Genomic DNA, 23,609 nt, shown 5'->3' on the forward strand with positions numbered 1-23,609 from the left:
TCTATGATCAATCTCAAATATGTCGTTGCGGCACTGGCCGCCAGTCTGGCGCTGAGCGGACCCCTGCCTGCGCAGGATGTGGCCGAATCGGAACCCTCCCTATTAGAACAGCTTCGTACGGCCGATCCAGTCGATGCAAAACGCCTCGACCGGCAAATCCGCATGGAATGGTCGCGCTCGGGCTCTCCGACGATGGATCTGCTGCTCAAACGGGGCCGCGACGCGATGGAGGCAGGCAATATCGACATCGCCATCGGCCACCTTTCGGCGCTGACCGATCATGCGCCGGATTTCGCCGAGGGCTGGCACAGCCGCGCGCAGGCGTTCTTCCGGGCCGAGGAATACGGCCTGGCGCTGCACGACCTGGAACAGACGCTTGCCCTGAACCCTGAGCATTTTGCCGCCATGTACGGCCTGGCCGTCGTCTTTGAAACGCTGGACAAGCCGCAGCAGGCCTATGCGCTCTACCAGCGGATCCTCGATATCTATCCCAACCACGCCGAAGCGCGCGAAGGGCTGGAGCGTCTGGAAATCCGCGTGAACGGAACGGAAATCTGAAAGCGGCATGACCTCGCTGGCCTCGCGGGCAGGGATCACCGCGGTCCTTGGCCCCACAAATACCGGCAAGACCCACTACGCGATCGAGCGGATGCTCGGCTATCGGACCGGCGTGATCGGGCTGCCGCTGCGGCTGCTGGCGCGCGAGGTCTATGACCGGATCGTCGCGATCCGCGGCCCCTCGGTGGTGGCGCTGGTCACCGGCGAGGAACGCATCGTTCCGCCGCGCACCCAGTACTGGGTCTGCACCGTCGAGGCGATGCCCGAGGGGATGGGGCCGGATTTCCTGGCCATAGACGAGATCCAGCTCTGCGCCGATCCCGAGCGGGGCCATGTCTTTACCGACCGTCTGCTGCGCGCGCGCGGCACCCACGAAACCCTGTTCCTGGGTTCGGACACCATGCGCCAGACGATCGCGGCGCTGGTGCCCGGGGTGCAGTTCATGCGGCGCGAGCGGATGTCGCATCTCAGCTACGCAGGTTCGAAAAAGATAAGCCGGATGCCCGCACGCAGCGCCATCGTGGGCTTTTCTGTCGAGAATGTATATGCCGTGGCCGAGCTGATCCGCCGCCAGAAGGGCGGCGCGGCGGTGGTGATGGGGGCGTTGTCGCCGCGGACTCGCAACGCGCAGGTGGCGCTCTACCAGAACGGCGATGTGGATTACCTGGTGGCGACCGATGCCATCGGCATGGGGCTGAACCTCGACATCAACCACGTGGCGTTTTCCTCGCTGTCCAAGTTCGACGGGCGGCGCATGCGCAATCTGGCGCCGAACGAACTGGCCCAGATCGCCGGCCGGGCCGGGCGCGGCATGTCCGACGGCAGCTTTGGCGTGACCGGCGAAGCTCCGCCGCTGGATGACGAGGTCGCGCAGGCGATCATGGATCACCGCTTTACCCCGATCCGCAAGTTGCAGTGGCGCAACGCGGCGCTGAACTTCGGCTCTGTTGCCGGGCTGATCGGGTCTCTGGAACAGGGCCCGCAGGACGAACTGCTGATCAGGGCGCGCGAGGCGGATGACCTCATGGCCCTGAAATCGCTGTCGGAAAGCGCCGAGGTCCAGGCCCGCACCGGCACCGCCACGGCGGTCAAACTGCTCTGGGATGTCTGCCGCGTGCCCGATTTCCGCGGCATCAGCCATGCCGAGCACGCGGGCCTGCTGGAGCGGATTTTCGGCTTCCTGCACGAGGGCGGGGCCATCCCGGATGACTGGATCGCCCGCCAGATCCGGCGGATCGACCGGGACGATGGAGATATTGATGCGCTTTCCAAGCGTCTCGCCTATATTCGCACATGGACCTACGTCGCTCAGCGTTCCGGATGGACGCAGGACGAATCCCATTGGCGCGGCGAGACCCGCGCTGTAGAAGACCGCCTGTCGGATGCGCTCCACGCGCGCCTGACGCAGAGATTTGTGGACCGGCGCACCAGCGTGTTGCTGCGCCGGCTCAAGCAGAAGGAGGCCCTCTTGGCCGAAGTGAACGACAAGGGTGAAGTGACGGTCGAGGGCGAATTTGTCGGCCGTCTCGAAGGCTTCCGATTCCGCCGGGACAAGGACGCGCAGGGGCAGGAGGCGAAGACCATCCACCAGGCCAGCGTCCAGGCACTGGTGCCGCATTTCCACCTGCGGGCGGACCGGTTCTACAATGCCCCGGATACCGAGATCGACTTTACCGAACAGGGCGGGCTGATGTGGGGCTCGGACGCCGTGGGCCGCCTGGCCCCCGGATCCGATCCGCTGAAACCGCAGGTCGTGGCCTTCGTCGATGACGAGGCCGGACCCGAGGTCGCCCAGAAGGTCGAGCGGCGCCTGCAGCATTTCATCGACCGCAAGATCGCGGCCCTGTTCGAGCCGCTGCTGAACCTGCAGCGCGACGAGACGCTGTCGGGCATGGCGCGCGGCTTTGCCTTCCGGATGATCGAATCCTTCGGCATCCTGCCCCGGGCCGAGGTCGCCGACGAGGTCAAGTCGCTGGACCAGGAGGCCCGTGGCGCCCTGCGCAAGCACGGGCTGCGGTTCGGCCAGTTCACCATCTTCATGCCGCTGATCCTGAAACCCGCGCCGACGCGCCTGCGGCTGGTGCTGTGGTCGCTGTCCAAGGGCCTGCAGGAATTCCCCGAGGCGCCGCCCCCGGGGCTGGTGACCGTGCCGGTCGCCGCCGGGTCGGTCGACGGCTATCACGCGATGGCTGGCTACCGCGCGGCGGGCGAGCGGGCGATCCGCATCGACATGCTGGAACGCCTGGCCGACATGCTGCGGGTCGAGGACAGCCGCAAGGGATTCGAGGCCAAGGCCGACATGCTGTCGATCACCGGCATGACTCTGGACCAGTTCGCCGACCTGATGCAGGGCCTGGGCTACCGCGCCGAAAAGGACGAACGGGCCAAGGTGAAACCCGCACCCGAGGCGGAAACCGCCAAGGAGTCCAACACCGAAGCGGGCGAAGCTGATGGTGCGGCTGCGGCAGATGCCCAGCCCGCGGCCGTGACGGGCGACGCTGATATGGCGCCCCCGGAGGCCGAGGCCGCCCCGGTGGCCGATGCCCAGCCCGCGCCCGAGGCAACGCCCGAACCCGAGGCATCGCCCGAACCCGTGGTTGTGGCCGCGGCCGAGACCCCGGTGGCCGAGGTGGTGCCCGAAGCCGAGGCTGCGCCCGGGGCACCGGCGCAAGAGGCATCCGCCGACGAGGCGGCCGAGATGGAGGTTTTCTACACCTTCACCTGGGCCCGCCAGCGCCCGGCGGGCCGCCCCCAGCAGGGCGGACGCAAGCGCCCCGAAGGCGGTCAGGCCCCGCGTGGCCGCCAGGGCGGCAAGGGCAAGCCCGGCGGCAAGCCGCGCGGCGAGGGTGGCAAGCGCGACAGCGGTGCCAAATCCTTCGAGTCGCGCCCCCCGCGCAAGGACAAGGACCGGATCGACCCCGACAATCCCTTTGCCGCCGCCCTGATGGGGCTGCGAGACAAGACCTGACGGGGGCCTGAACTTCGTGCCGGAACCAGTTGGCGACAAGGCAAAAATCCGCGTCGACAAATGGCTCTGGCACGCCCGTTTCCTGAAATCCCGCAGCCTGGCCACCGCGCTGGTGGCCGGGGGGCATCTCAGGATCAACGGCACCCGCGCGGCCAAGCCCGCCCATACGGTGGTGCCAGGCGACGTGCTGACCTTTCCCCAGGGCGACCGCATCCGGGTGGTGCGCATCCTTGCCGTCGGCATCCGCCGGGGCCCCGCGCCCGAGGCACAGGCGCTTTACGCCGACCTCGACCAGGGCGAAAAGCCGGCGGAGGATCTCCCCGGTATTGCCCGGATCGAGGGCAATTCTCGTCCCACGAAGAAAGACCGCAGGAAACTCGACCTTGATCGCCTTCGGGCGCTTGAATGATCGCGACCCCCGCGTTAGCTAGCCCGAAGCACGACACGACCGGGGCCGGTACATGACCTATATCGTCAACGACAATTGCATCGCCTGCAAATACACCGACTGCGTGGAAGTCTGTCCGGTGGACTGCTTCTACGAGGGCGAGAACATGCTGGTGATCCACCCGGACGAATGCATCGACTGCGGCGTCTGCGAGCCCGAATGCCCCGCCGACGCCATCCGCCCGGACACCGAACCGGACATGGAAAAGTGGGTCGAGTTCAACCGCAAGTACTCGGAACTCTGGCCGGTGATCATCACCCGCAAGGACCCGCTGCCCGAAGCCGAGGAACGCGACGGCGAGTCGGGGAAACTGGAGAAATATTTCTCCGAATCGCCGGGCGAGGGGGGCTGAGGCCCGATTCGCACCGGCCATCGGCTGGAAATTGCCGAACACCATACAAACGCGACACTGCTGCTGTAAGTTCGCGTCAGGTTTTACAGGCTTTGCAGCCGCAGCACGCGCGACGCACTTCCGCGAAGGCCGGAATTGTGCTATAAGGGTGTGTACAAATGATCAAGACTGCCTGCTCCCCCGTATGCGGACGCTGCTGACCGCGAAACGGACATCCGAACCAGTCACTCATCCGGCGAAGTCGCAAAATGCGTCAGCGCTCGGTATTTGTGTCCGGAATGGGTAGGGACGCACGAGGAAGGACTGCATGACCAAAATGAAAAAGAACGAATTCCGTCCGAACGATTACGTCGTCTATCCCGCGCATGGCGTGGGTCAGATCGTGTCCATCGAAAGCCAGGAGATCGCCGGCATCCCGCTGGAACTCTTCGTGATCTCCTTCGAGAAGGACAAGATGACCCTGCGCGTGCCGACGCACAAGGCGACCGAGATCGGAATGCGTTCGCTGTCGACCCCCGACGTGGTGTCGAAGGCCATGACCACGCTGAAAGGCAAGGCCAAGGTCAAGCGCGCGATGTGGTCGCGCCGCGCCCAGGAATACGAGCAAAAGATCAACTCGGGCGACCTGATCGCGATTGCCGAGGTGGTGCGTGACCTGCACCGCAGCGACGACCAGCGCGAGCAGAGCTATTCCGAGCGTCAGCTTTACGAAGCCGCTCTGGAACGTCTGACCCGCGAAGTCGCCGCCGTCTCGGGCGGGGACGAGATCCTTGCCGCAAAGAAGGTGGATGAGGTTCTGGTCTCGCGCGCCGCATAAGCGACAGGCGAACGACCCCGTTTCTGGCCGCGTCCCCTTGGGGGCGCGGTTTTTTCTGTGCGTCCGGGCGGGGCCGGGTCAGAGGATGTCCAGCACCGCCTCGGGCGGGCGGCCCAGCCGGGCGCCCTTGGCCGTCAGCACCACGGGCCGTTCGATCAGCCTGGGGTGGGCGGCCATCGCGTCCAGCAGCGCGGCGTCCGATGCGCCGGCCAGGCCCAGGTCGCGATATTCGGCCTCGCCCCGCCGGATGAAGCCCGAGGGCGGCAGGTCCAGCGCCCTGGCCGTGGCCTCCAGCTCGGCCCGGGTCGGCGGGTCCTGCAGGTAGAGCCGCACCACCGGCGCGATCCCCCGCTCGGTCAGCAGGGCCAGCGTCTGGCGCGACTTGGTGCAGCGCGGGTTGTGCCAGATGGTGACGCTCACAGCCATTCCTCGCGCTGGCAGCCCACGGCCTGCGAGACATTCTCGAACCCGTCCCGTTCCAGCCGCCGGTCCAGCCCGCGTGCGATCTGCGCGCCCAGCGACAGCCCGTGGTAGACCATCGCGGAATAGAGCTGCACCGCCGAGGCCCCGGCGCAGATCTTGGCATAGGCATCCGCGGCCGAGAAGATGCCCCCCACGCCGATCAACGGCACCTTGCCCCCGGTTTCCAGCGACAGCCGCGCCAGCACGCGGGTCGAGCGGTCAAACAGCGGCGCGCCCGACAGCCCGCCCTGCCGGTCACGGTCGGGCGAGGTCAGCCCCTCGCGCGAAAGGGTGGTGTTGGTCGCGATGATCGCGTCGATCCCCATCTCGACCGCCAGCCCGGCGATATCGGCCAGCTCGCCGTCGGTCAGGTCGGGCGCGATCTTCAGGAACAGCGGCAGGGGCTTGTGCAGCGCGTCGCGCGCGGCAGTCACCAGTTCCAGCAGCGCCGCCAGCGCCTCCTTGCCCTGCAGGTCGCGCAGACGTTCGGTGTTGGGGGACGAAACGTTGACGGTGGCAAAGTCGATATAGGTCGCGCAATAGGTCAGCACCTTTGCGAAATCCGCGCCCCGGTCCTCGCTGTCCTTGTTGGCGCCCAGGTTCAGCCCGATGACGGCCTGCCGGGGCCGTTCCGCCAGCCGGTCGCGCACCGCCTCCATGCCCTCGTTGTTGAAGCCGAAGCGGTTGATCACCGCGCGGTCCTCGGTCAGGCGGAAGAGGCGCGGCCGGGGATTGCCCTCCTGCGGGCGGGGGGTGACGGCGCCGGCCTCGATGAAGCCCAGCCCGGCGCGGGAGAGCGGGGCCAGCACCTCGGCATTCTTGTCGAACCCGGCGGCGACCCCCACGGGGTTGGCCAGATGCAGACCGGCCAGCGTGCAGCGCAACCGGGGCGAGGTGACGAGGCCGGGCAGGGGCACCAGCCCCATCTTCAGCCCCTTGAGCGCCAGCCCGTGGGCGGTTTCGGGATCCAGCCGGCGCAGCAGCGACAGGCCGGCCTGTTCCAGCGACGGGATCACAGCATGCCCCCGGGAAAGACATGCGCCCCGTCCACCAGCGGCAGGTCGCGGCACCACAGCACGTCGGACAGGCTCAGCGCGCGGTAGAGATGCGGGAACAGCGCCCCGCCGCGCGAGGGCTCCCATTGCAGCGCCTCGCCCAAGCTGTCGGCCTCGACGGCCAGCAGAACCAGCCCCTCGGCCCCGGCGAAATGCTTGGCTGCGGTCTCGGCGGCCTGGGCGGCGGTCGAGAAATGAACATAGCCGTCGGCCAGGTCCACCGGAGCCCCGAAGGTGCTTCCGTCGGCCTGCAAGGCGGCCCATTCTTCGGCACGAAAAATCTTGTAGATCAGCATGGCCTCACTTGCCCCGCGCCTGCCCGAGGGTCAAGCGGCTTGTCGTCCAGTTGTGCTTTGACTCCGCACCGGTAACGGGGCAGCATTTCCGCATCAAGTCCAACACGAGGATCCTTCCCGATGCTTCTGCGTCTTCTTTCCGGAGCCGCTGTCCTTGCCCTGACTTCGGGCACGGCAATGGCCGACTTCGACCTGACGGTACTGCACACCAACGACTTCCATTCGCGGTTCGAGCCGATCAGCAAGTACGACAGCGGCTGCTCGGCCGAGGACAACGGCGAGGGCAAGTGCTTTGGCGGCACCGCGCGCCTGGTCACCGCGATCAAGGATGCCCGCGCGCGCGCCGGCAACTCCATTCTCGTGGATGGCGGCGACCAGTTCCAGGGCACGCTGTTCTACACCTATTACAAGGGCAAGCTCGCCGCCGAGATGATGAACAAGCTCGGCTATGACGGGATGACCGTGGGCAACCATGAATTCGACGACGGCCCCGAGGTCCTGCGCGGCTTCATGGATGCCATCGACTTCCCGATCCTGATGTCCAATGCCGATGTCTCGGGCGAGCCGCTGCTGGCCGACGTGCTGATGAAATCCACCGTGATCGAGGTCGGCGGCGAAAAGATCGGCCTGATCGGCCTGACGCCCCAGGACACCGACGAACTGGCCAGCCCCGGCCCCAACGTCATCTTCACCGAGCCGGCGGATGCCGTGCAGGGCGAGGTCGACAAGCTGACCGCCGAGGGCGTGAACAAGATCGTCGTGCTCAGCCACTCGGGCTATAATGTCGACAAGATGGTGGCCGAGAACACCACCGGCGTCGACGTGATCGTGGGCGGCCACACCAACACCCTGCTGGGCGACATGGAAGGGGCCGAAGGGCCTTATCCCACGATGGTCGGCTCCACCGCCATCGTTTCGTCCTATGCCTATGGCAAGTACCTGGGCGAGCTGAACGTGAAATTCGACGACGCGGGCAACGTGATCTCGGCCACCGGCGCGCCGATCCTGATGGACGCCGCGGTGATGGAGGACAGCGGGACCGTCGACCGGATCAAGGAAGCCGCCGCACCGCTGGAAGAGATCCGCAACAAGGTTGTCGCCGAAACCGCCGAGGCGATCGACGGCGAGCGCGGATCCTGCCGGGCGCAGGAATGCACGATGGGCAACCTGGTGGCCGATGCCATGCTCGACCGGGTCAAGGATCAGGGCGTCGAGATCGCCATCGCCAATGGCGGCGGTCTGCGGGCCTCGATCGACGCGGGCGAGGTCACGATGGGCGAGGTCCTGACCGTTCTGCCCTTCCAGAACACGCTGTCGACCTTCCAGACCAAGGGTGCCACCGTCCTCGCGGCGCTGGAAAACGGTGTCAGCCAGGTCGAGGAAGGCGCAGGCCGCTTCCCGCAGGTCGCGGGCCTCAAGTTCACCTTCGACGCCGCGGCCGAGCCGGGCGCGCGTGTGTCGGACGTGATGGTGATGGAAGGCGGCGACTGGGTCCCGCTCGACCCGGAAAAGACCTATGGCGTGGTGACCAACAACTACGTCCGCAACGGCGGGGACGGCTACAAGATGTTCTCGACCGACGCGATGAACGCCTATGACTTCGGCCCCGACCTGGCCGATGTGACGGCGGACTACCTCGCGGCACAGGGCCCCTACACGCCCTATACCGACGGGCGCATCACCAAGAAGTAAGCGCCTGATCCGTCGCGCTGCTGACAGATGCGGGGGCGTCGCCGGGGACCGGCGGCGCCCTCGTCGCGTTTCGGACGGAGGGTGACCTCGTGGCGCGCGCGACGCGCCATGCGGCTTTGCCGTGACGGGTGACCTGCCGCACCCGTGCGGCCGGACAGGGACGGGGCAGGAGGGTTGCCGCCATGCCGGCTGGTCTACGTCACTGCAGGAAGCCACTCCGGGAACTGCTCACAGGCCAGGGCCGCCCGCTGCAACGCGACACCCATTGCGCAGCGCGGCGGACAGTGCCCGGACCGGTTCGACGACGCGATCCTGCCGGTCGCGGCACGGCGCCAGGGGCCTATTCCGCCGCGATCCCGTCGGTGAACTGCAGCCGCGCCAGCCGGGCATAAAGCCCGTCCTGCGCCACCAGCGCGTCATGGCTGCCCTCGGCCACGATGCGGCCGTTCTCCATCACCACGATGCGGTCGGCCTTCTTCACCGTGGCCAGGCGGTGCGCGACGATGATCGTCGTGCGCCCCTCGGCCACGCGTTCCACGGCGGTCTGCACCAGCCGTTCGCTTTCGGCGTCCAGGGCCGAGGTCGCCTCGTCCAGCAGCAGCACCGGCGCATTGCGCAGGATCGCGCGGGCAATGGCGATGCGCTGTTTCTGCCCGCCCGAAAGCATCACGCCGCGTTCGCCCAGCTGGCTGTCGTAGCCCTCGGGCAGGGCGGCGATGAAGCTGTCGGCGGCGGCGGCCTGTGCGGCGGCCTCGACCTCGGCATCGCTCGCGTCGGGGCGGCCAAAGCGGATGTTGTCCCGGGCCGAGGCGGCAAAGATCACCGGATCCTGCGGGACCAGCGCAACCGAGCGGCGGAACGCGCCCCGCTCCAGCGCGGCCAGGTCGATCCCGTCCAGGGTGACGCGCCCGGATTCGGGGTCGTAGAAGCGCAGGATCATCTGGATGATGGTCGATTTCCCGGCGCCCGAGGGGCCGACCAGCGCCACCGTCTCGCCCGCGCGGATGGTCAGGTCGATCCCGTCCAGCGCCGCCACGGCGGGGCGCGAGGGGTAGCGGAAATGCACGTTCTCGAAGGCGATGTCGCCGCGCACCACCGGGGGCAGAGCGGCAGGGCTGGCCGGATCCTGTACCGCGTCCTCGACGCTGAGCAGTTCGACCAGCCGCTCGGTCGCACCGGCGGCGCGCTGCAGCTCGCCCCAGATCTCGCTCAGCGCGGCCACGGCGCCGGCGACCATCACCGAGAAGATCACGAACTGCACCAGCGCCCCGGTGGTCATCGCCCCGTCGCGCACGTCATGGGCGCCGATCCACAGAACGCCGACGACGCCCGAGAAGACGAGGAAGATCACGATCACCGTCATCAGCGCGCGGGTCGTGATGCGCCGCTTGGCGCTGTTGAAGCTCTCTTCGGTCACGCGGTCGAAGGCGGCCCGGCTCAGCGCCTCGTGGGTGAAGGCCTGCACGGTCTGCACCGACAGCAGCGCTTCGGAGGCATTGCCCGAGGAAGCGGCGATCCAGTCCTGGTTCTCGCGGCTCAGCTTGCGCAGGTGGCGGCCCAGGGTCAGGATCGGCACGACGACAAGCGGCACGATCAGCAGCACCAGCCCGGTCAGTTTGGCCGAGGTAAAGAGCATCAGCACCAGCCCGCCGGAAAAGATCAGCGCGTTGCGCAGGGCGATCGAGACCGAAGAGCCGATGACCGACTGGATCAGCGTGGTGTCGGTGGTGATCCGGCTCAGCACCTCGCCGGTCATGGTGCGTTCGTAAAAGGCCGGGCTCATCCCGATCACGCGGCCGAAGACAGCCATGCGGATGTCGGCCACCACGCGCTCGCCCAGCCGGGTGACCAGCGCGTAGCGCAGCCCGGTGCCCAGGGCCAGCAGGGCGGCAATGCAGATCGCCGCGGCGAAGTACTTGTCGAGCAGGCCGACCTCTTCCATGCCGAAGTTGTCGACCACCCGGCGCACCGCCAGCGGCAGCACCAGAGAGACCGAGGCCGTGAGCACCAGCGCCAGGATCGCCAGCGCCAGCTGTCCGCGATAGGGCCGCATGAAGGGCCAGAGCCGTGCCAGCGCGCCGACATGGCGGGACGATGCCCGATCGTCGCTTCCGGTTGGGGTGGGCTGCCGCGCCATGGCTGGTCCTCGTCTTTGCTGCCCGCTACATGACGACCGCGATGCCACGGGTCAAGGCGTCAACCCGCCGCCCCCGTGGAGGCGTCGCGCCGCTCCCCGCGCGCCCCGCCCGATCCCCCCCCGATCCCTGTCGCGGCTGCGGCGTCTTCACCCGCATCGCATGGCCCGAGCGTGCCAGATGCTTCATGCGCGGGCAGGTCCGCCTCCGGCGGGAGTATTTTGGACGAGATGAAGCCTGGTGCCGGTTCCCCGGCTTCCTCTGGCCCGAAATATCCCGGGGGAGGCCGCGCGCAGCGCGGGCGGGGGCAGAGCCCCCTGCGAGGGCGCAACCGGCACAGGGCATCCGGAGCAGGGGAGACGGCAGATACCACCCGGGTCCGAGGGGTCGTGGGAGACGGCGCACGTCCGGCCAGTCGCCCCGGTTCGCCCGGGTTCCCGGCTGTCCCGGGCCTTTGCCGGGGCTCTGACAGGGGCGTGCCGAAGGCGGGACCTTCAGCCCTCGTCCGGGATATCGTGCTCGGGCGCACGGCCGGCGGGCGCGATATAGGGCTTGGTCACGTCCTTGAGCACCGCATCGACCGCCTCGACCCGCAGCCGGATCGCGCCGTCGCCCGCCAGCGTCAGCAGCACCTGGCCCGAGGGCGGTTCCGCATCCGGCCGGAACTCGACCGAAAGCACCGAAAGCACCGTATCCGCATCGTCGCGGTCGATCCCCTGGCTTGCCACGCTCTGGACGCCCGAGAAGACCAGCACCGACTGCACCCGCTCGGCCTCGTGGCGCGCGCGGCCCTCGTCCTCCCAGCGGAAGCGGTTCAGCAGCAGGGCAAAGCGCCGCTCGGCGGGGCGCCAGAGCATCTCGGTCGCCGGAAAGACCGCGTCCTGCACCAGGGCCGAGATCACGCCCAGGTCCTCGCCATCCTGCGCCAGCAGGTTCAGCGGCTTCTCGGCCCCGTCCTCGAATCGTGCGTCCCCGGTCATTGGCCGCTGACCCGCTCGATCCGGGCGCCCACGGCCGAAAGCTTCTGTTCCACCTTCTCGTAGCCGCGATCCAGATGGTAGACGCGGTTCACCACGGTCTCGCCCTCGGCCGCCAGCCCGGCAAGGATCAGCGAGACGCTGGCCCGCAGATCCGTCGCCATCACCGGCGCGCCTTTCAGCCGGTCCACGCCGGTGACCTTTGCCGTGCCGCCATGCACCTCGATCCGGGCGCCCATCCGTTGCAGTTCCGGGGCATGCATGAAGCGGTTCTCGAAGATCTTCTCCTCCAGCACCGAGACCCCGTCGGCGGTGCACAGCAGCGCCATCATCTGCGCCTGCAGGTCGGTGGGGAAGCCGGGGAAGGGCTCGGTCGCCACGTCCACCGCCTTGATGCGTCCGTTGCGGCGGGCGACCTTCAGACCTGCCTCGGTTTCGGTGACTTCGATCCCGGCGGCGTCGAGCTTTTCGCAGAAGGCCCCGACCAGGTCGATCCGGCCGCCCAGCAGTTCCACCTCGCCGCCGCAGATCGCGGGGGCCAGCATGTAGGTGCCCAGCTCGATCCGGTCGGCCACGACCGGGTGGGTCGCTCCGCCCAGGCGGTCGACGCCCTGCACGGTGATCTCGCTTGTGCCCTCGCCCTCGATCTGCGCGCCCATGCGGCGCAGGCAGATGGCCAGGTCGACGATCTCGGGCTCGCGCGCCGCGTTGCGGATGACGGTTGTGCCCTTGGCCAGCGTGGCGGCCATCAGCGCGTTTTCCGTCGCCCCGACCGAGACGATGGGGAAATCGACGATCCCCCCCTTCAGCCCGCCCTTGGCTGTCGCGTGGACATAGCCGTCGCGCAGGTCCAGGTCCGCCCCCATGGCCTCGAAGGCCTTCAGGTGCAGGTCCACGGGCCGCGCGCCGATGGCGCAGCCGCCGGGCAGCGAGACCACGGCATGTCCCTCGCGCGCCAGCATCGGGCCCAGCACCAGGATCGAGGCGCGCATCTTGCGGACGATGTCGTAATCGGCCTTGTGATTGCTGATCGAGTGGCTGGACATGGCCAGCACTTTGCCGCGCTGCATCGAGGTGACCTCGGCCCCCAGCGACTGCAGCAGCGCCGTCATCGTGGCGATGTCCGACAGGCGCGGCGCGTTGGTCAGCGTCAGCGGTTCCTCCGACAGGAGGGTTGCGGGCATGAGCGTCAGGCAGGCGTTCTTGGCGCCGGCGATCGGAATCTGTCCGTTGAGCGGGCCGTTGCCCGTGACGAGGATGCTGTCCATGTGCCTCTCAGCCTTTTTTGGTGTCGGTGTCCCGCTCTGCAGTGCTGCGCGCACGGGCCTGGGCCTTGCGCCGGGCGAGGTTCGCCTTGAGCGCGGCCTTCAGCCGGTCTTCGCGCGCATCGTCCCGGGAACCGGCCCTTGATCCGGTCCCGCCAGCGGAGGTCTTGCGAGGGGGTTTCTGCTCCATGCGCCCTCTTTACTGCGGGGGGGACAAAGCGTCCAGATTGCGCTTGCACGGACCGTCGATTGCGTCTAATCACCCGCCACGGTCGAAACGGCCACCCGGCGCCGCAGTAGCTCAGTGGTAGAGCGCACCCTTGGTAAGGGTGAGGTCGGGAGTTCAATCCTCCCCTGCGGCACCATCCGATCCCCTCGCATCATTCCGGGCCGCAGCGCCCCAACCCGCCACGCTTTCGCGGCATGCGGGGGCGCGCCGGCCCGGTGCCGGGCGCGGGGGCCCGTTCAGCCGCCGGTCAGGTAGTCCGCCGCCACATAGCCCGTGACCGAGGGCGCCTGCGCCAGCGAGACGCGGCACCAGAGCTGGCCGACCTCGGTCACGCAGTCGCGGCGCAGCAGCTCTGTCCCGTTCGGCAGCCCCAGAACGATGCGGAAGCCGAGGCCAGGGCCGGCGCGGAGTTTCAGGAATTCGTCGGATTCGCTGACCCTGACGGTGGTCTTCTGGCCCCCGACCGCGGCGCAACCGCCCAGGAGGATCAGCAGGAGGATGGCTTTCGATGTCGTTCGCATCATGGTCCGTACCCGTTTCTTGATTTGCCCGATTCCGCCCGCGGTCGCGCGGCTGCCGCCTGTCGCGGCGCCAAGGGAAACCGCAGGCCGGAACCCGATGGCTACGCTGCCGGGGCATCGTTTTCCAGCATATTGTGCGTGCGGCCACGGGATGCCCCGTCGCGGTCCGGGGGGCTGCCCGTCCTGCAGGCGGGATGGCCGCACCAGGGGCAGGGCGGCAGGGGGCGACATCGGGCTGCGCGGCGGGGGAGCCGGGTCAGGACCGCGCAGTCCTGGTGGCCCGGGGCCGGTCCGGAGGGGGGCGGGCTTGGTCCAATCTGCCGCCTGCGCAGGGCCCCGGGTGCGCCCCGACAGGGCCCATGAGGGTTGAGCGATTGCCCAAAAGTTGGAATACTTGTGTATGGCTTCGAGGGAAGGGATGCCATGAGCTATTTTTTCGATCAATTTCATCAAGAACTTTCGCGGCTGGGTGGCGGGCATAATGCGCATCTGCATCTCGACCGGGCCCACACGCTGGAGGACGGTTATGTCGATGCCGGGCGCGTCCGGGTGCTCGAATCCTCGTCCATTTCGCTGAAGAGCAAGCATGCCCTGCTGGCCACCGTGCACGAGGGCCGGGCCTTTACCGATGACGACATGCGCGCCCGGCTCGACCGGGTGATACGGGAACTGTTGGCGGCCAACACCCGCTGCGCGGACACGATGGTCGACGTGACCAACGATTGCGTGCAGCTGAGCGCGCTGGACCGGGTGCAGGACGTCGCCAGGGCCTGGGCCGGGCAGATCACCATCCGCGCCGCCGCCTATACGCCGCTGGGATTCCGCCGGGGGGACAATGCGACCTGGGACCTGTTCGAACGCGGTGTGGCCCAGGCGGAATTCATCGGCTCGCTGCCCGAGGCGGACGACCTCGACGACTACCCCGACCATATCGGGTTCGAGGAACATTGCGCCCGGATGCTCGACCTGTCCCGGCGCAGCGGCAAGATGCTGCATGTCCACACCGACCAGCGCAACGAACCCGGCGAACGCGGCACCGAGCGGCTGATCGAGACCATGCGCCGCGACGGCCCCCTGGCCGACGCCGATGGCGCGCCGCTGGTCTGGGCGGTGCATGCCGTTTCGCCCTCGACCTATGACGAAGAGCGGTTCCGCGCCTTCGTCGACGGGCTGCTGGAGTGCAACATCGGCATCATCTGCTGCCCCTCGGCCGCGATCGGGATGCGCCAGCTGCGCCCTGTGCAGACGCCCGCCTACAACTCGATCCCGCGGGTGCTGGAACTGGCCGAGGCCGGCGTGCATCTGCGGCTGGGGTCCGACAACATCGCCGACATCTGCTCGCCCAGCACCACCGCCGACCTGCGGGACGAGGTGCTCGTCCTGTCGGCGGCGGTGCGCTATTTCCAGCCGCGCATCCTGGCCAAGCTGGCCGCCGGGGTTCTGCTGGACCAGGCCGACCGGGCCGAGCTGGCCGAGCACCTGGCCGCCAATGGCAAGGAGATCGCAAAGGTCGTCGGTGCGTCTGTCTAGGCTGTTCGCCCGGCCCCGCCCCGGGCTGGCCGATCCGCTGGACCTGGGGGCAGAGGCCTTTGCCGCCGACCTCGGGCCGCTCTGGGACCGGCTGCATGGCGAACGCCCCGTGGTGCGCTGCGCCGATGGGGCGCTGCTGCTGCTGCGCCACGCGGATGTCACTGCGGCCCTGTCGAACCGGGCGCTTGGCAATGCGCCGTCGCGGTTTTCGCCGCTGAACGCGCGGAACCGGGGGAAATACCCCGCCGCCGACCTGGCCGCGAATATCCTGCCCTTTCAGGACGCGCCCGAGCATCTGGCCCTGCGCCCGGTGGCGAGCCGGGCGTTCCACAGCGCCTTTGCCGCGATGGCCGCGACATTGCCCGACCGCGCCGGAGCGGCGGTGGCGGCAGCGGACTGGCCGGGCGATGCGATTCCTGTGGCGCGCCGCTTTGGCCTGGATGCGATGCGCGCGTTCACCGGCCTGCCCGAAGGGCCGGATTACAAGCGGCTGACCGGGGCCTTCTTTCACCTTTTCGCGCCCCTCAGCGATGCGCAGGTCTTTGCCGGGGTCAACGCCACGCTGACCGAGTTCCGCCAGATGATCGCCGCCGCGATGCCCGACGCCGCGCCCGACAGCCTGCTGGGCGCGCTGCGCGACGCGGGTGCCGGGCCGGGGGTTAGTGTCGATCTCGCGATCCTCTTTTTCGCCGACGGGGTCGAGAATATCGAGGCGGGCCTGGCCAATGTCATCGCCGCGATGGACAGCCCCGGCGACTGGCTGGACCGGCTGGCGCCGGGCGATGTCGCGCCCGATGCGCTGGTCGACGAGGGGCTGCGCCTGCGCAGTCCGGCGCAGCTGATCGCCCGTGTGGCGCGCGAGGCGAGCGAGGTGGCGGGCCAGCCGGTGGCCGAGGGCATGCCGGTCTACCTCGGCCTTGCCGCCGCCAACCGCGATCCCGCGGTCTTTGCCGCGCCGGGGCGGTTCGATCCGGCGCGCGCCGATCCGCCGCTGCTGGTCTTTGGCCGGGGGCGGCACTCCTGCATCGGGGCCGGGCTGGCCCGCGCGCTGATCGGGGCGCTGCTTGTGGCGGTGGCCGCCCGGGGGCTGCGGCCGGGGCTGACGGCGGCCGAGATGCGGTATCATCCCCGCTTTGGCCATCACTGGCCGCTCAGCTATCCGATGGGCTGACAGGCGCGCCGCCCGGCGTCCACACGGCCTGCCGCGCCCAACAGGCCGGTCACGAGATGAAGACGAGCCTGCGCCACGGCCTGCGCCCGGCGTCGGAGGCCCAGAAGAACCCGTCGACCATCACGTCGACCTCCAGGATCAGCGGCATCCGCACCTCGGGCACCGGAACCTCCAGCGCAAAGGCGCCGTCGCCGGGCAGGGGCAGGCTGGCCGCGTGGCTCATCCGGTGGTGGAAATCCAGGTTCTTCCAGCGCGCGCCGATCCGCAGCCCGCCCGACGGCCCGGTCAGCCCGCCAAGCCTGCCCTGCACCGTGACCCGGTCGCCGCCGCGCGCCCGCCGGGGGCCAGAGGCACGGATCCGCAGGCGGGGCGGGGCAGGCGTGCCGATGGGCGGGTCGGCCGGGCGGGGCGGATCGGCCATCAGCTCGTCCATGCGGGCCAGTATCCCGGTCATGGCCGCGTGCCGGAAAAGGTCGAGATGGGGCACCGGCATGCGCAGCCCCTCGGCCCCGCGCGGATAGAGCGCGGGCAGCGCGCCTTCCGGCCGGGCGAAGAGGTTGGCGGCGGAAAACGGGCTGGACTGGCTCCAGACGCAGAGGGCGGGCGCGGCGGTGAAAGGCCTGTCGAAATGCCGGTCGAGCGGGACGAACAAGGCCGGCGGACAGCCCCGGGCCGCCAGCCGTTCCGCCAGGGCCCGGGTCAGCACGGCGCCCTGGCAGAACCCGCCGATGGCATAGCCGCCCGGTTCCAGCAGGTCGGCCAGCTCTGCCGCGTAGTGATCGGCCAGCAGCCCGGTGTTGCGGGCGGATTTCTGCGGCAGCCCGGTGAGGGACTGCACCTCGTAGAGCGGCCGCCCGTGACCTGTGATGTCGAGGATCGTGGCCATTTCCCCCCCGCTCCAGACCAGCGGCGCGCCCGGGGCGGCCCCGGCCCATCGGCTGATCAGCGAGGTCGGCCCCAGCTTCTGCCCCGGGCTGGCGGCCACACGGCGGCGCATGGCGCGAAAGATGCGGCGCGGCAGGGGGCCGTGGTAGGTGGTGCCCTGGAACCCTTCGATGGCCTGTTCCAGCCCCTCCAGCGTCGGCGCGCGGTAGAGCAGGTCCACCGGCAGCTCTCGCCCCAATCGGGTTTCCAGCGCCGTGACAAAGGCGGTGGCGGACAGGCTGTCGCCGCCCATGTCAAAGAAATCGTCCGCCGGCCCGGGCCGGTCCGATTGCAGCACATCCGCCCAGATGGCGGCGATCCGGGCGCCGAGGGCCGAAAGCGGCTGCCGGTTGCCCGGCCGCCCGCCCGTCAGGGCCGCCGCCGCCGCGCGCCGGTCGACCTTGCCGCTGCGCAGGCGGGGCATCTCGTCCAGCACGGCGATCCGATGCGGGATCTTGTAGGGGGCCAGCTGTTCGGCCAGCGCGGCGCGCGCGGCCTGGGGGTCGAACCCCGGATCATCGGCGACCACCACCGCGGCCGGCACCTCGCCCAGGGTCGGATGGGGCTGGGCAAAGACCACCACGTCGCGCAGGCCCGGCAGCGCGGTCAGGGCGCGTTCGACCTCGGTCGGGGCGATCTTTTCGCCGCCCCGGTTGATGATCTCCTTCAACCGCCCCTCAAGGAACAGGAAGCCGTCGCCGTCGAGATGGCCCAGATCCCCGGTGCGCAGCCATCGCCCGTGGAAATGCGCCGCGCGCGGGGCGTTCTCATAGCCCTCGCTCACCTGTGGCCCCGCGATGCAGATTTCGCCCGATGCGCCGGGCGGCAGCGGGTTGCCCAGGGGGTCCATCACCTGCAGCTCGGGGCCTGCCACCCGGCCCACCGATCCGGCCCGCCCCCGGTCCGGCGGAGCGGGATTCGAGGCGATCTGCCCCGCCGCCTCGGTCATGCCGTACATCTGCACCACCGGGGCCGGGGCGAAGTGCTGTTCGAAGCGGGATTGCAGCTCGGGCGCCAGGTCGGCGGAGACCGAGCGGACGAACCGCAGCCGGGCGCCCATCTCGGCGGCCTGCTCGGGCGGGATCCCGGCGATCAACGCATGCATCATCGTCGGCACCGCCTGCAGCCAGGTCGCCCCCTGCTGCAGCACCGCCCGCGCCACGCTGTCGGCGGACATCGGATGGGCCAGGCAGACCGACCCGCCCGCTTTGAGCGGCGCAAGGCAGAGGTCGACCAGCGCGCCGATATGGAACATCGGCAGCATGTGCACGGCCCGGTCCGAGGGGGTGAGGCGCAGGTGTGTCGCGATAGTGCCGGCCGAAAGGTCCAGCGCCTCCAGCCGCAGCGGCACGCGCTTGGGCTGGCTGGTGGTGCCCGAGGTGAAGAGCACCAGCCCCGGGCCGACATGGGCGGGCGGCAGTGCGCCCCCCGTGGCGATGGAGCCTGCCAGCCGGTCGATCCGGTCCAGCCCTCCCGGCTCTGCCGTCGCGGTGGCGGGGGCGAGGCCCTGCACCCCGCGCCCGGCGCCCGGCACGGTCAGGATCACATCGGCCCCGGCGCCGTCCAGCGTGGCGCGCAGTTCGGCATCCGTCAGCTCTGGCGACAGCGGCATGACCTGCGCCTGCCGCATCAGCGCCAGCAGCAGGACCAGCGTGCCGGGACAGTCGGGCAGCAGGGTGACGATCCGCAGGCCGGCCAGACCCTGCGCGCCGATGGCAGCGCCAATGGCGTCGAGCGCCGACGACAGCGCCCCGTGGCTGACCTGCGCGCCGGTAACATCCACCAGTGCGGCGGCGTCCGGCGCAACGGCTGGCGCGGAGATCAGGGACAACGGGTCGATTGCCGTCATGGTCCGGCTCTGTCAGGTGGCTCTGTCCTGGCGAGCTTAGCCGCTCGGGGCCGCGCGGAATACCCTTTCAGGGACGCAAACCGCCGCCATTTCCCACGGAACCGGCCCCGGGGCTTGGCCCGCCGGGATTCAGCGCCGGCGCGGAGCGGACTTTTCCGGGCCAAGCCTCAGGCTGTTCGCCGAGGAGGTGGAAATCGCCAGCACCTGCGCATGATCGTCGCTTTCCGAGATGACGATATGTTTCATCCCGCTGTCGAAATAGGTGCTTTCGCCCTTGCCCAGCGAATAGGGTCGGTAATCGGCGAGGTAGACGGTCACGCGCCCGGCGAGGACATAGATGAACTCGTCCCCCTCGTGCGAAATCCAGTCGTCGATCGGTGGCACGTCATGCTGGACGATCTCGGCCACGATCGGGTGCATGGCCTTGTCCAGCAGGTCGGCGGCGTGGATGTCAAAGATGTGATTCGTGGTCTCGTAGCGGATCGCCTCGCCGTCGCGGGTGATGGCGCGCCGCGCCGTGCTGCTGGTGCCCGAGGCCGAGGCCGAGCCCAGGAACTGCAACAGGCTGACAAAGCTGCGCACGCTGGGCGTGACCTTGCAGTTCTCGATCTTCGACAGGGTCGGCACCGAAATCCCTGTGGATTGGCTGACATCCTGCAGGGTCAGGCCCTTCGCGCCGCGAAACGCCAGCAGTGCGGGTCCAATGGTTTCCGGTTGCAGGTCGTCTGAATTCATAGCCACGAAGCCATTACGTCGTTGTCCTTCGCCGGCGCATATGTCGTTCCACGGGTAAACGCCTCGTTACATGATCCACTCGACCGGGTTCGCGACCATACGGTGCAGTTTGTCGTCGGATTTGCAAGCGGCAAGAGGGCGACGACGCGTTTCACGCTTTATCAAGGCGGCGCGGGTACAGTCATTCTGGCAACCAGGCAAAGGTTCGGCATCACGAATGCGGGTTAGGGCGACAGTCGGAACAGGGTGGCGGGCGTTCGCATCGCGGGCGATTCGGATGGCCTGGGCGCGTATCGCGGCGCTGTGGCTGACGGCGCTGTGCCTCGCGGGCTGTGATCTGGGGGTGCCGACCGGCGCCGCGCCGCACCCGCTCGCCCCGCCGCACCCGCCCGCCCCGCCGGTCGGGGCTGATCCTTCTGCATTCACCGGCTTTGCGACGCTGCCGTCCACGGGCGCGGTCGTGCTGCAGGGGCAGGGGATCGCGGCGCCCTATGTGCTGGACGCCAATGGCGCGGTGACGGTCGCGGCCATCCCGCCCTCGGGCGCGGCGCGATTGATCCTCGACCGGGGTGGCGGGCAGACGCGGGCCATGACGCTGGAAACCGGCGGGCTCAGATCGGTGATCGACACGCGCAATGGCGGGCAGATGCTGCGCCAGGGCGGGATGGTGCGGGCCGCCGATGCCTCGGGCACCTCGCTGGCGTTGCTCGCGGACGAGGGGGCAAATGGCTACGGCTACCAGACACATGGCGTCTGGGTGACGGGCTATGGCACCGGGTCGGGGCAGGTCGCCGTCGCAAGCGTCGGGGCTCTTTCACCGGCGGATGCGGCCCGGGCGGTCCTGCCCCTGGGCGGCACGGCCAGCTATGCGGGCCAGTCCACCGGCGTCGCGCGGGACGGGGCGGGCACGCCCTATTTCACCCGCTCCACCGTCACGGTCAGCACGGATTTCCGCAGCCTTGGCCTGACCAGCAGCGGCACCCTGGCCACCAATGCCAATAGCCTTGCCGAGGCGCCGATGCCGCAGCTGGATTTTGTCGCCTCGGCGCAGGTCGCAGGCAGCGGTTTCTCGGGGACGGTGGCGGGGGCCGGGATGACCGGCGCGCTCAACGGTGCGTTTTACGGCGGCATGGCCGAGGAACTGGGCGGCGTCTTCAGCGCCAGCGGGGCGGGGATGGCATATGCCGGGGCCTTTGGCGCCCGCAGGTGAGGGAGGGGGCAGGCGCGACCGGGTTCATCAGGCGGCAGGCCGCACAGGCGGCGACGGGCGCGACCGGCGGGCACCGCGCTTGGGCAGGCGGGGCAAGGTCCTGCCGCGATGCCTGTCACGCGGCGCGCGATGGCCGGGATGCCCGGGCCGATCGCCCGGGCCGGCCCCTCAATGGCGCGCGGGGATGCGCACCGGCAGGGTTTCGTAGCCCTTGACGAAAACCGAATGCGTGCGCGTCGGCTCCTCCATCAGCTCGATGGTGGGGAAGCGTTTCAGGATTTCCTCCCACAGGATGCGCAGCTGAAGCTCTGCCAGCCGGTTGCCAAGGCAGCGATGGATGCCAAAGCCGAAGGACAGATGCCCGCGCGGCCGGTCCCGGTCGATCACATAGTCGTTCGGCCGCTCGAACCGCTTTTCGTCACGATTGCCCGAGACGTACCACATCGCCACGCGGTCACCCGCGCGGATCGTCTGGCCGTGCATCTCGATATCCTCGGTCGCCACGCGCGACATATGCGCCAGCGGGGTCTGCCAGCGGATCGTCTCGGACACCATCGAGGGGATCAGCGACTGATCGGCCTTGAGCTTGGCATATTCGCCGGGGAAGTGGTTCAGCGCATAGACCGAACCGGACAGCGTGTTGCGCGTGGTGTCGTTCCCGCCCACGATCAGCAGGATGACATTGCCGTGGAAAAGCTCGCGCGGCATGTCCCTGGTCGAGGGGCCCTGCGCCAGCATCGTCACCAGGTCGAACCCGCCTTCGCCATGGGCCCGGGCGTCCCAGAGCTCGTTGAAGGCGGCAAAGCATTCCTGCATCTCGGCATGCTTCTGCTCCCAGCTGGTCACCGGGCCAAATCCGGGCGTGTTGGTGATCACGTCGGACCAGTGGGTCAGCTTGCGGCGATGCTCGAAGGGGAAATCGAACAGGGTCGCAAGGGTCATCGCGGTGAATTCCTTGGACACCAGGTCGACCCAGTCGAAGGTCTCGCCGATCGGCAGGCTGTCGAGGATCATCCCCGCGCGTTCGCGCAGCAGGGGCGTCAGCTTCTCCAGCACCGGCGGGGCGACGCCGGGGCTGACGGATTTGCGCTGCGGGCCATGATCGGGCGGGTCCATGGTGATGAAACCCGCGCCGTCGGTCCCCTGCTTCTTGGCGAATTCCTTGGATTCCGGCGTGCGCAGCGTGATCCCCCGGGCCGAGGAAAAGACGCGGTGGTTGGAATCCACCGCCACGATGTCCTCGTACCGGGTGATCGACCAATGCGGCTCGTAGGGGCCGCTGTCGCAGTAATGCACCGGCGCCTCGGCACGCAGGCGGTCGAACCAGGGCCACATGGTATCGTCGGCAAAGCGGTCCGCCTGCGCCACGGTGAAGCGGTCCAGCGGGGTGGCTTGGGCCGCCTCGCGGCTGGCCGCCAGCGGGTCGATGTGTTGATCTTTCATGTCAGGCCTCCCTTCCCGACGCCCCGATGACGGGGCAATGACCCCATGGAACTACTCCGGCAGGAGTCTGGCAACCCCGAAGGCCACAACAGGCAGAAACGTGACGTGGGGTTCCCGGCCGGTCGGGGGCCTCAGGCCCGGGCGCGCGGCCGTTTGCTGTCCGGCACCGGCAGGGTCACGAAGATCATCGGGGCACATCGCCGGACAAGGGCCCGGTCCACGCTTCCCCGGTTGCGGGACGGGCCACAAAATCCTATAATGCAACCAGATAGTTTCAAGTTAGGACAAAGTGGCACGAGTATGGCAGGAAAGCGCCGATATGAAGACGGTTGCGCCTTTGCGCAGTCCCTGGATCTGGTTGGCGAACGCTGGGCACTGCTGGTGGTGCGGGAACTGATCTTTGGCCCCAAGCGGTTCACCGACCTCAAGTCCGACCTGCCGGGCATCGCCACCAACGTGCTGTCGCAGCGCATGGCCGATCTGGAAGAGGCGGCCATCGTGGTCAAGCGCGAGCTGCCGCCGCCGGGGCGGGCGACGGTCTACGAGCTGACCGACTGGGGCCGGGATCTGGCGCCGATCTTCAAGGTGATGGGCCGATGGGCCGCCCGCTCGCCGCATCTGAAACACGACTGGCCGATGTCGGTGAACGCCGCGCTGCTGAGCCTGGGGGCGATGTTCCGCCCCGGCCGCGCCAAGGGCTTCGAGGCGGTGATCGAGATGCACCTGTCCGACCGCCCGTTCACGGTGTCCGTCCTGGGCAAGCAGCTGGCGGTGGAACCCGGCGTCCCGCGCGCCCCAGACGTGACCCTGCGCTGCGACCAGAACCTGCTGCTGAGCGTGCTCCACAGGGGCCACCCGCTGGACGCGGCCGAGGCGGAGGGGATGCAGGTCACCGGCGACCGGTCCGTGCTGGAACAGTTCGCCGGGTTCTTTCCGATGCCGAAACCCGCGCCCGGGCGCGCGGCCTAGCCG

The 23,609-nt window shown here is 68.9% G+C and carries 21 protein-coding genes and 1 tRNA gene; 11 read left to right on the forward strand and 11 right to left on the reverse strand.

All coding sequences use genetic code 11. From position 1 onward, the window contains the following. The first annotated feature begins 3 nt into the window (after positions 1 to 3). From GLS40_RS07010 to GLS40_RS07030, 5 genes are all read left to right on the forward strand, one after another. Complete coding sequence (locus tag GLS40_RS07010; RefSeq protein ID WP_235905808.1) at positions 4 to 558, forward strand: tetratricopeptide repeat protein; 555 nt, start codon at positions 4 to 6, stop codon at positions 556 to 558. Positions 559 to 565: 7 nt separating this feature from the next. Beyond that, entirely contained in the window at positions 566 to 3,526 is a 2,961-nt protein-coding gene (locus GLS40_RS07015; protein WP_160382033.1) for a helicase-related protein, read from the forward strand. Between the two features lie 16 nt (positions 3,527 to 3,542). Beyond that, a complete protein-coding gene (locus GLS40_RS07020) occupies positions 3,543 to 3,935 on the forward strand; it encodes an RNA-binding S4 domain-containing protein (RefSeq protein WP_328598884.1) in 393 nt (130 codons plus the stop codon). Between the two features lie 52 nt (positions 3,936 to 3,987). Continuing rightward, complete coding sequence (gene fdxA / locus GLS40_RS07025; protein WP_160382034.1) at positions 3,988 to 4,326, forward strand: ferredoxin FdxA; 339 nt, start codon at positions 3,988 to 3,990, stop codon at positions 4,324 to 4,326. A 307-nt stretch (positions 4,327 to 4,633) separates the two neighbouring features. Beyond that, the gene (locus GLS40_RS07030) at positions 4,634 to 5,143 is read left to right on the forward strand and encodes a CarD family transcriptional regulator (protein WP_160382035.1); all 510 of its coding nucleotides are present in this window, start codon (positions 4,634 to 4,636) and stop codon (positions 5,141 to 5,143) included. A 78-nt stretch (positions 5,144 to 5,221) separates the two neighbouring features. Here the strand turns inward: GLS40_RS07030 and arsC are convergent, their stop codons facing one another. From arsC to GLS40_RS07045, 3 genes are read right to left on the reverse strand one after another with little or no spacing between them, the layout of a single operon-like run. Continuing rightward, positions 5,222 to 5,569 carry an arsenate reductase (glutaredoxin) gene (arsC, locus tag GLS40_RS07035; protein WP_160382036.1) on the reverse strand — a complete coding sequence of 116 codons (348 nt, stop codon included), beginning with the start codon at positions 5,567 to 5,569 and terminating at the stop codon, positions 5,222 to 5,224. Then, complete coding sequence (locus GLS40_RS07040) at positions 5,560 to 6,618, reverse strand: quinone-dependent dihydroorotate dehydrogenase (RefSeq protein WP_160382255.1); 1,059 nt, start codon at positions 6,616 to 6,618, stop codon at positions 5,560 to 5,562. Before GLS40_RS07040 ends, arsC begins: the two co-directional genes overlap by 10 nt. After that, a complete protein-coding gene (locus tag GLS40_RS07045) occupies positions 6,618 to 6,956 on the reverse strand; it encodes a DUF952 domain-containing protein (RefSeq protein ID WP_160382037.1) in 339 nt (112 codons plus the stop codon). Before GLS40_RS07045 ends, GLS40_RS07040 begins: the two co-directional genes overlap by 1 nt. Positions 6,957 to 7,076: 120 nt before the next feature. On the opposite strand from GLS40_RS07045, the gene GLS40_RS07050 reads away from it, so the two are divergent. Next, positions 7,077 to 8,648, forward strand: coding sequence for a bifunctional metallophosphatase/5'-nucleotidase (locus GLS40_RS07050; RefSeq protein ID WP_160382038.1), 1,572 nt, complete (start codon positions 7,077 to 7,079; stop codon positions 8,646 to 8,648). Positions 8,649 to 8,988: 340 nt separating this feature from the next. Here the strand turns inward: GLS40_RS07050 and GLS40_RS07055 are convergent, their stop codons facing one another. The 4 genes from GLS40_RS07055 to GLS40_RS17825 all read right to left on the reverse strand — a co-directional run bounded on the left by GLS40_RS07055 (position 8,989) and on the right by GLS40_RS17825 (position 13,215). Further along, a complete protein-coding gene (locus GLS40_RS07055) occupies positions 8,989 to 10,785 on the reverse strand; it encodes an ABC transporter transmembrane domain-containing protein (protein ID WP_160382039.1) in 1,797 nt (598 codons plus the stop codon). Positions 10,786 to 11,277: 492 nt separating this feature from the next. Further along, a complete protein-coding gene (locus GLS40_RS07060; protein WP_160382040.1) occupies positions 11,278 to 11,763 on the reverse strand; it encodes a DUF2948 family protein in 486 nt (161 codons plus the stop codon). Beyond that, on the reverse strand, positions 11,760 to 13,028 hold the full coding sequence (gene murA, locus GLS40_RS07065) for a UDP-N-acetylglucosamine 1-carboxyvinyltransferase (protein ID WP_160382041.1): 1,269 nt from the start codon (positions 13,026 to 13,028) through the stop codon (positions 11,760 to 11,762). The genes GLS40_RS07060 and murA overlap by 4 nt, the downstream gene beginning before the upstream one ends. A 7-nt stretch (positions 13,029 to 13,035) precedes the next feature. Next, positions 13,036 to 13,215, reverse strand: a complete 180-nt coding sequence (locus tag GLS40_RS17825) for a hypothetical protein (protein WP_202076020.1) — start codon at positions 13,213 to 13,215, stop codon at positions 13,036 to 13,038. Positions 13,216 to 13,315: 100 nt separating this feature from the next. Here GLS40_RS17825 and GLS40_RS07070 point away from each other — a divergent pair. After that, positions 13,316 to 13,390 (forward strand) — tRNA-Thr (locus tag GLS40_RS07070). A 100-nt stretch (positions 13,391 to 13,490) separates the two neighbouring features. Here GLS40_RS07070 and GLS40_RS07075 read toward each other — a convergent pair. Beyond that, positions 13,491 to 13,778 carry an SH3 domain-containing protein gene (locus tag GLS40_RS07075; RefSeq protein WP_408003725.1) on the reverse strand — a complete coding sequence of 96 codons (288 nt, stop codon included), beginning with the start codon at positions 13,776 to 13,778 and terminating at the stop codon, positions 13,491 to 13,493. A gap of 420 nt (positions 13,779 to 14,198) precedes the next feature. Here GLS40_RS07075 and GLS40_RS07080 point away from each other — a divergent pair, with 420 nt between their 5' ends. Both GLS40_RS07080 and GLS40_RS07085 read left to right on the forward strand, forming a co-directional pair. Continuing rightward, positions 14,199 to 15,305 (forward strand): amidohydrolase family protein, encoded by a 1,107-nt coding sequence (locus GLS40_RS07080; RefSeq protein WP_160382042.1) that lies wholly within the window; start codon positions 14,199 to 14,201, stop codon positions 15,303 to 15,305. Beyond that, entirely contained in the window at positions 15,292 to 16,476 is a 1,185-nt protein-coding gene (locus GLS40_RS07085) for a cytochrome P450 (RefSeq protein ID WP_160382043.1), read from the forward strand. The genes GLS40_RS07080 and GLS40_RS07085 overlap by 14 nt, the downstream gene beginning before the upstream one ends. Positions 16,477 to 16,525: 49 nt before the next feature. Here GLS40_RS07085 and GLS40_RS07090 read toward each other — a convergent pair whose 3' ends face one another. After that, entirely contained in the window at positions 16,526 to 19,249 is a 2,724-nt protein-coding gene (locus GLS40_RS07090) for a non-ribosomal peptide synthetase (RefSeq protein ID WP_160382044.1), read from the reverse strand. Positions 19,250 to 19,378: 129 nt separating this feature from the next. Then, on the reverse strand, positions 19,379 to 19,984 hold the full coding sequence (locus tag GLS40_RS07095; RefSeq protein ID WP_235905834.1) for a helix-turn-helix domain-containing protein: 606 nt from the start codon (positions 19,982 to 19,984) through the stop codon (positions 19,379 to 19,381). Between the two features lie 277 nt (positions 19,985 to 20,261). Here GLS40_RS07095 and GLS40_RS07100 point away from each other — a divergent pair, with 277 nt between their 5' ends. Further along, positions 20,262 to 21,194 (forward strand): transferrin-binding protein-like solute binding protein, encoded by a 933-nt coding sequence (locus GLS40_RS07100; protein ID WP_160382046.1) that lies wholly within the window; start codon positions 20,262 to 20,264, stop codon positions 21,192 to 21,194. Positions 21,195 to 21,362: 168 nt separating this feature from the next. On the opposite strand, the gene GLS40_RS07105 is transcribed toward GLS40_RS07100, so the two are convergent. Continuing rightward, positions 21,363 to 22,637, reverse strand: coding sequence for a cytochrome P450 (locus GLS40_RS07105; RefSeq protein ID WP_160382047.1), 1,275 nt, complete (start codon positions 22,635 to 22,637; stop codon positions 21,363 to 21,365). Positions 22,638 to 22,937: 300 nt separating this feature from the next. Here GLS40_RS07105 and GLS40_RS07110 point away from each other — a divergent pair, with 300 nt between their 5' ends. After that, the gene (locus GLS40_RS07110; protein ID WP_160382048.1) at positions 22,938 to 23,606 is read left to right on the forward strand and encodes a winged helix-turn-helix transcriptional regulator; all 669 of its coding nucleotides are present in this window, start codon (positions 22,938 to 22,940) and stop codon (positions 23,604 to 23,606) included. Positions 23,607 to 23,609 lie beyond the last annotated feature (3 nt).

It is taken from the genome of Pseudooceanicola pacificus, from assembly GCF_009789075.1.
In the GTDB taxonomy this organism is placed as follows: Bacteria; Pseudomonadota; Alphaproteobacteria; order Rhodobacterales; family Rhodobacteraceae; genus Pseudooceanicola; species Pseudooceanicola pacificus.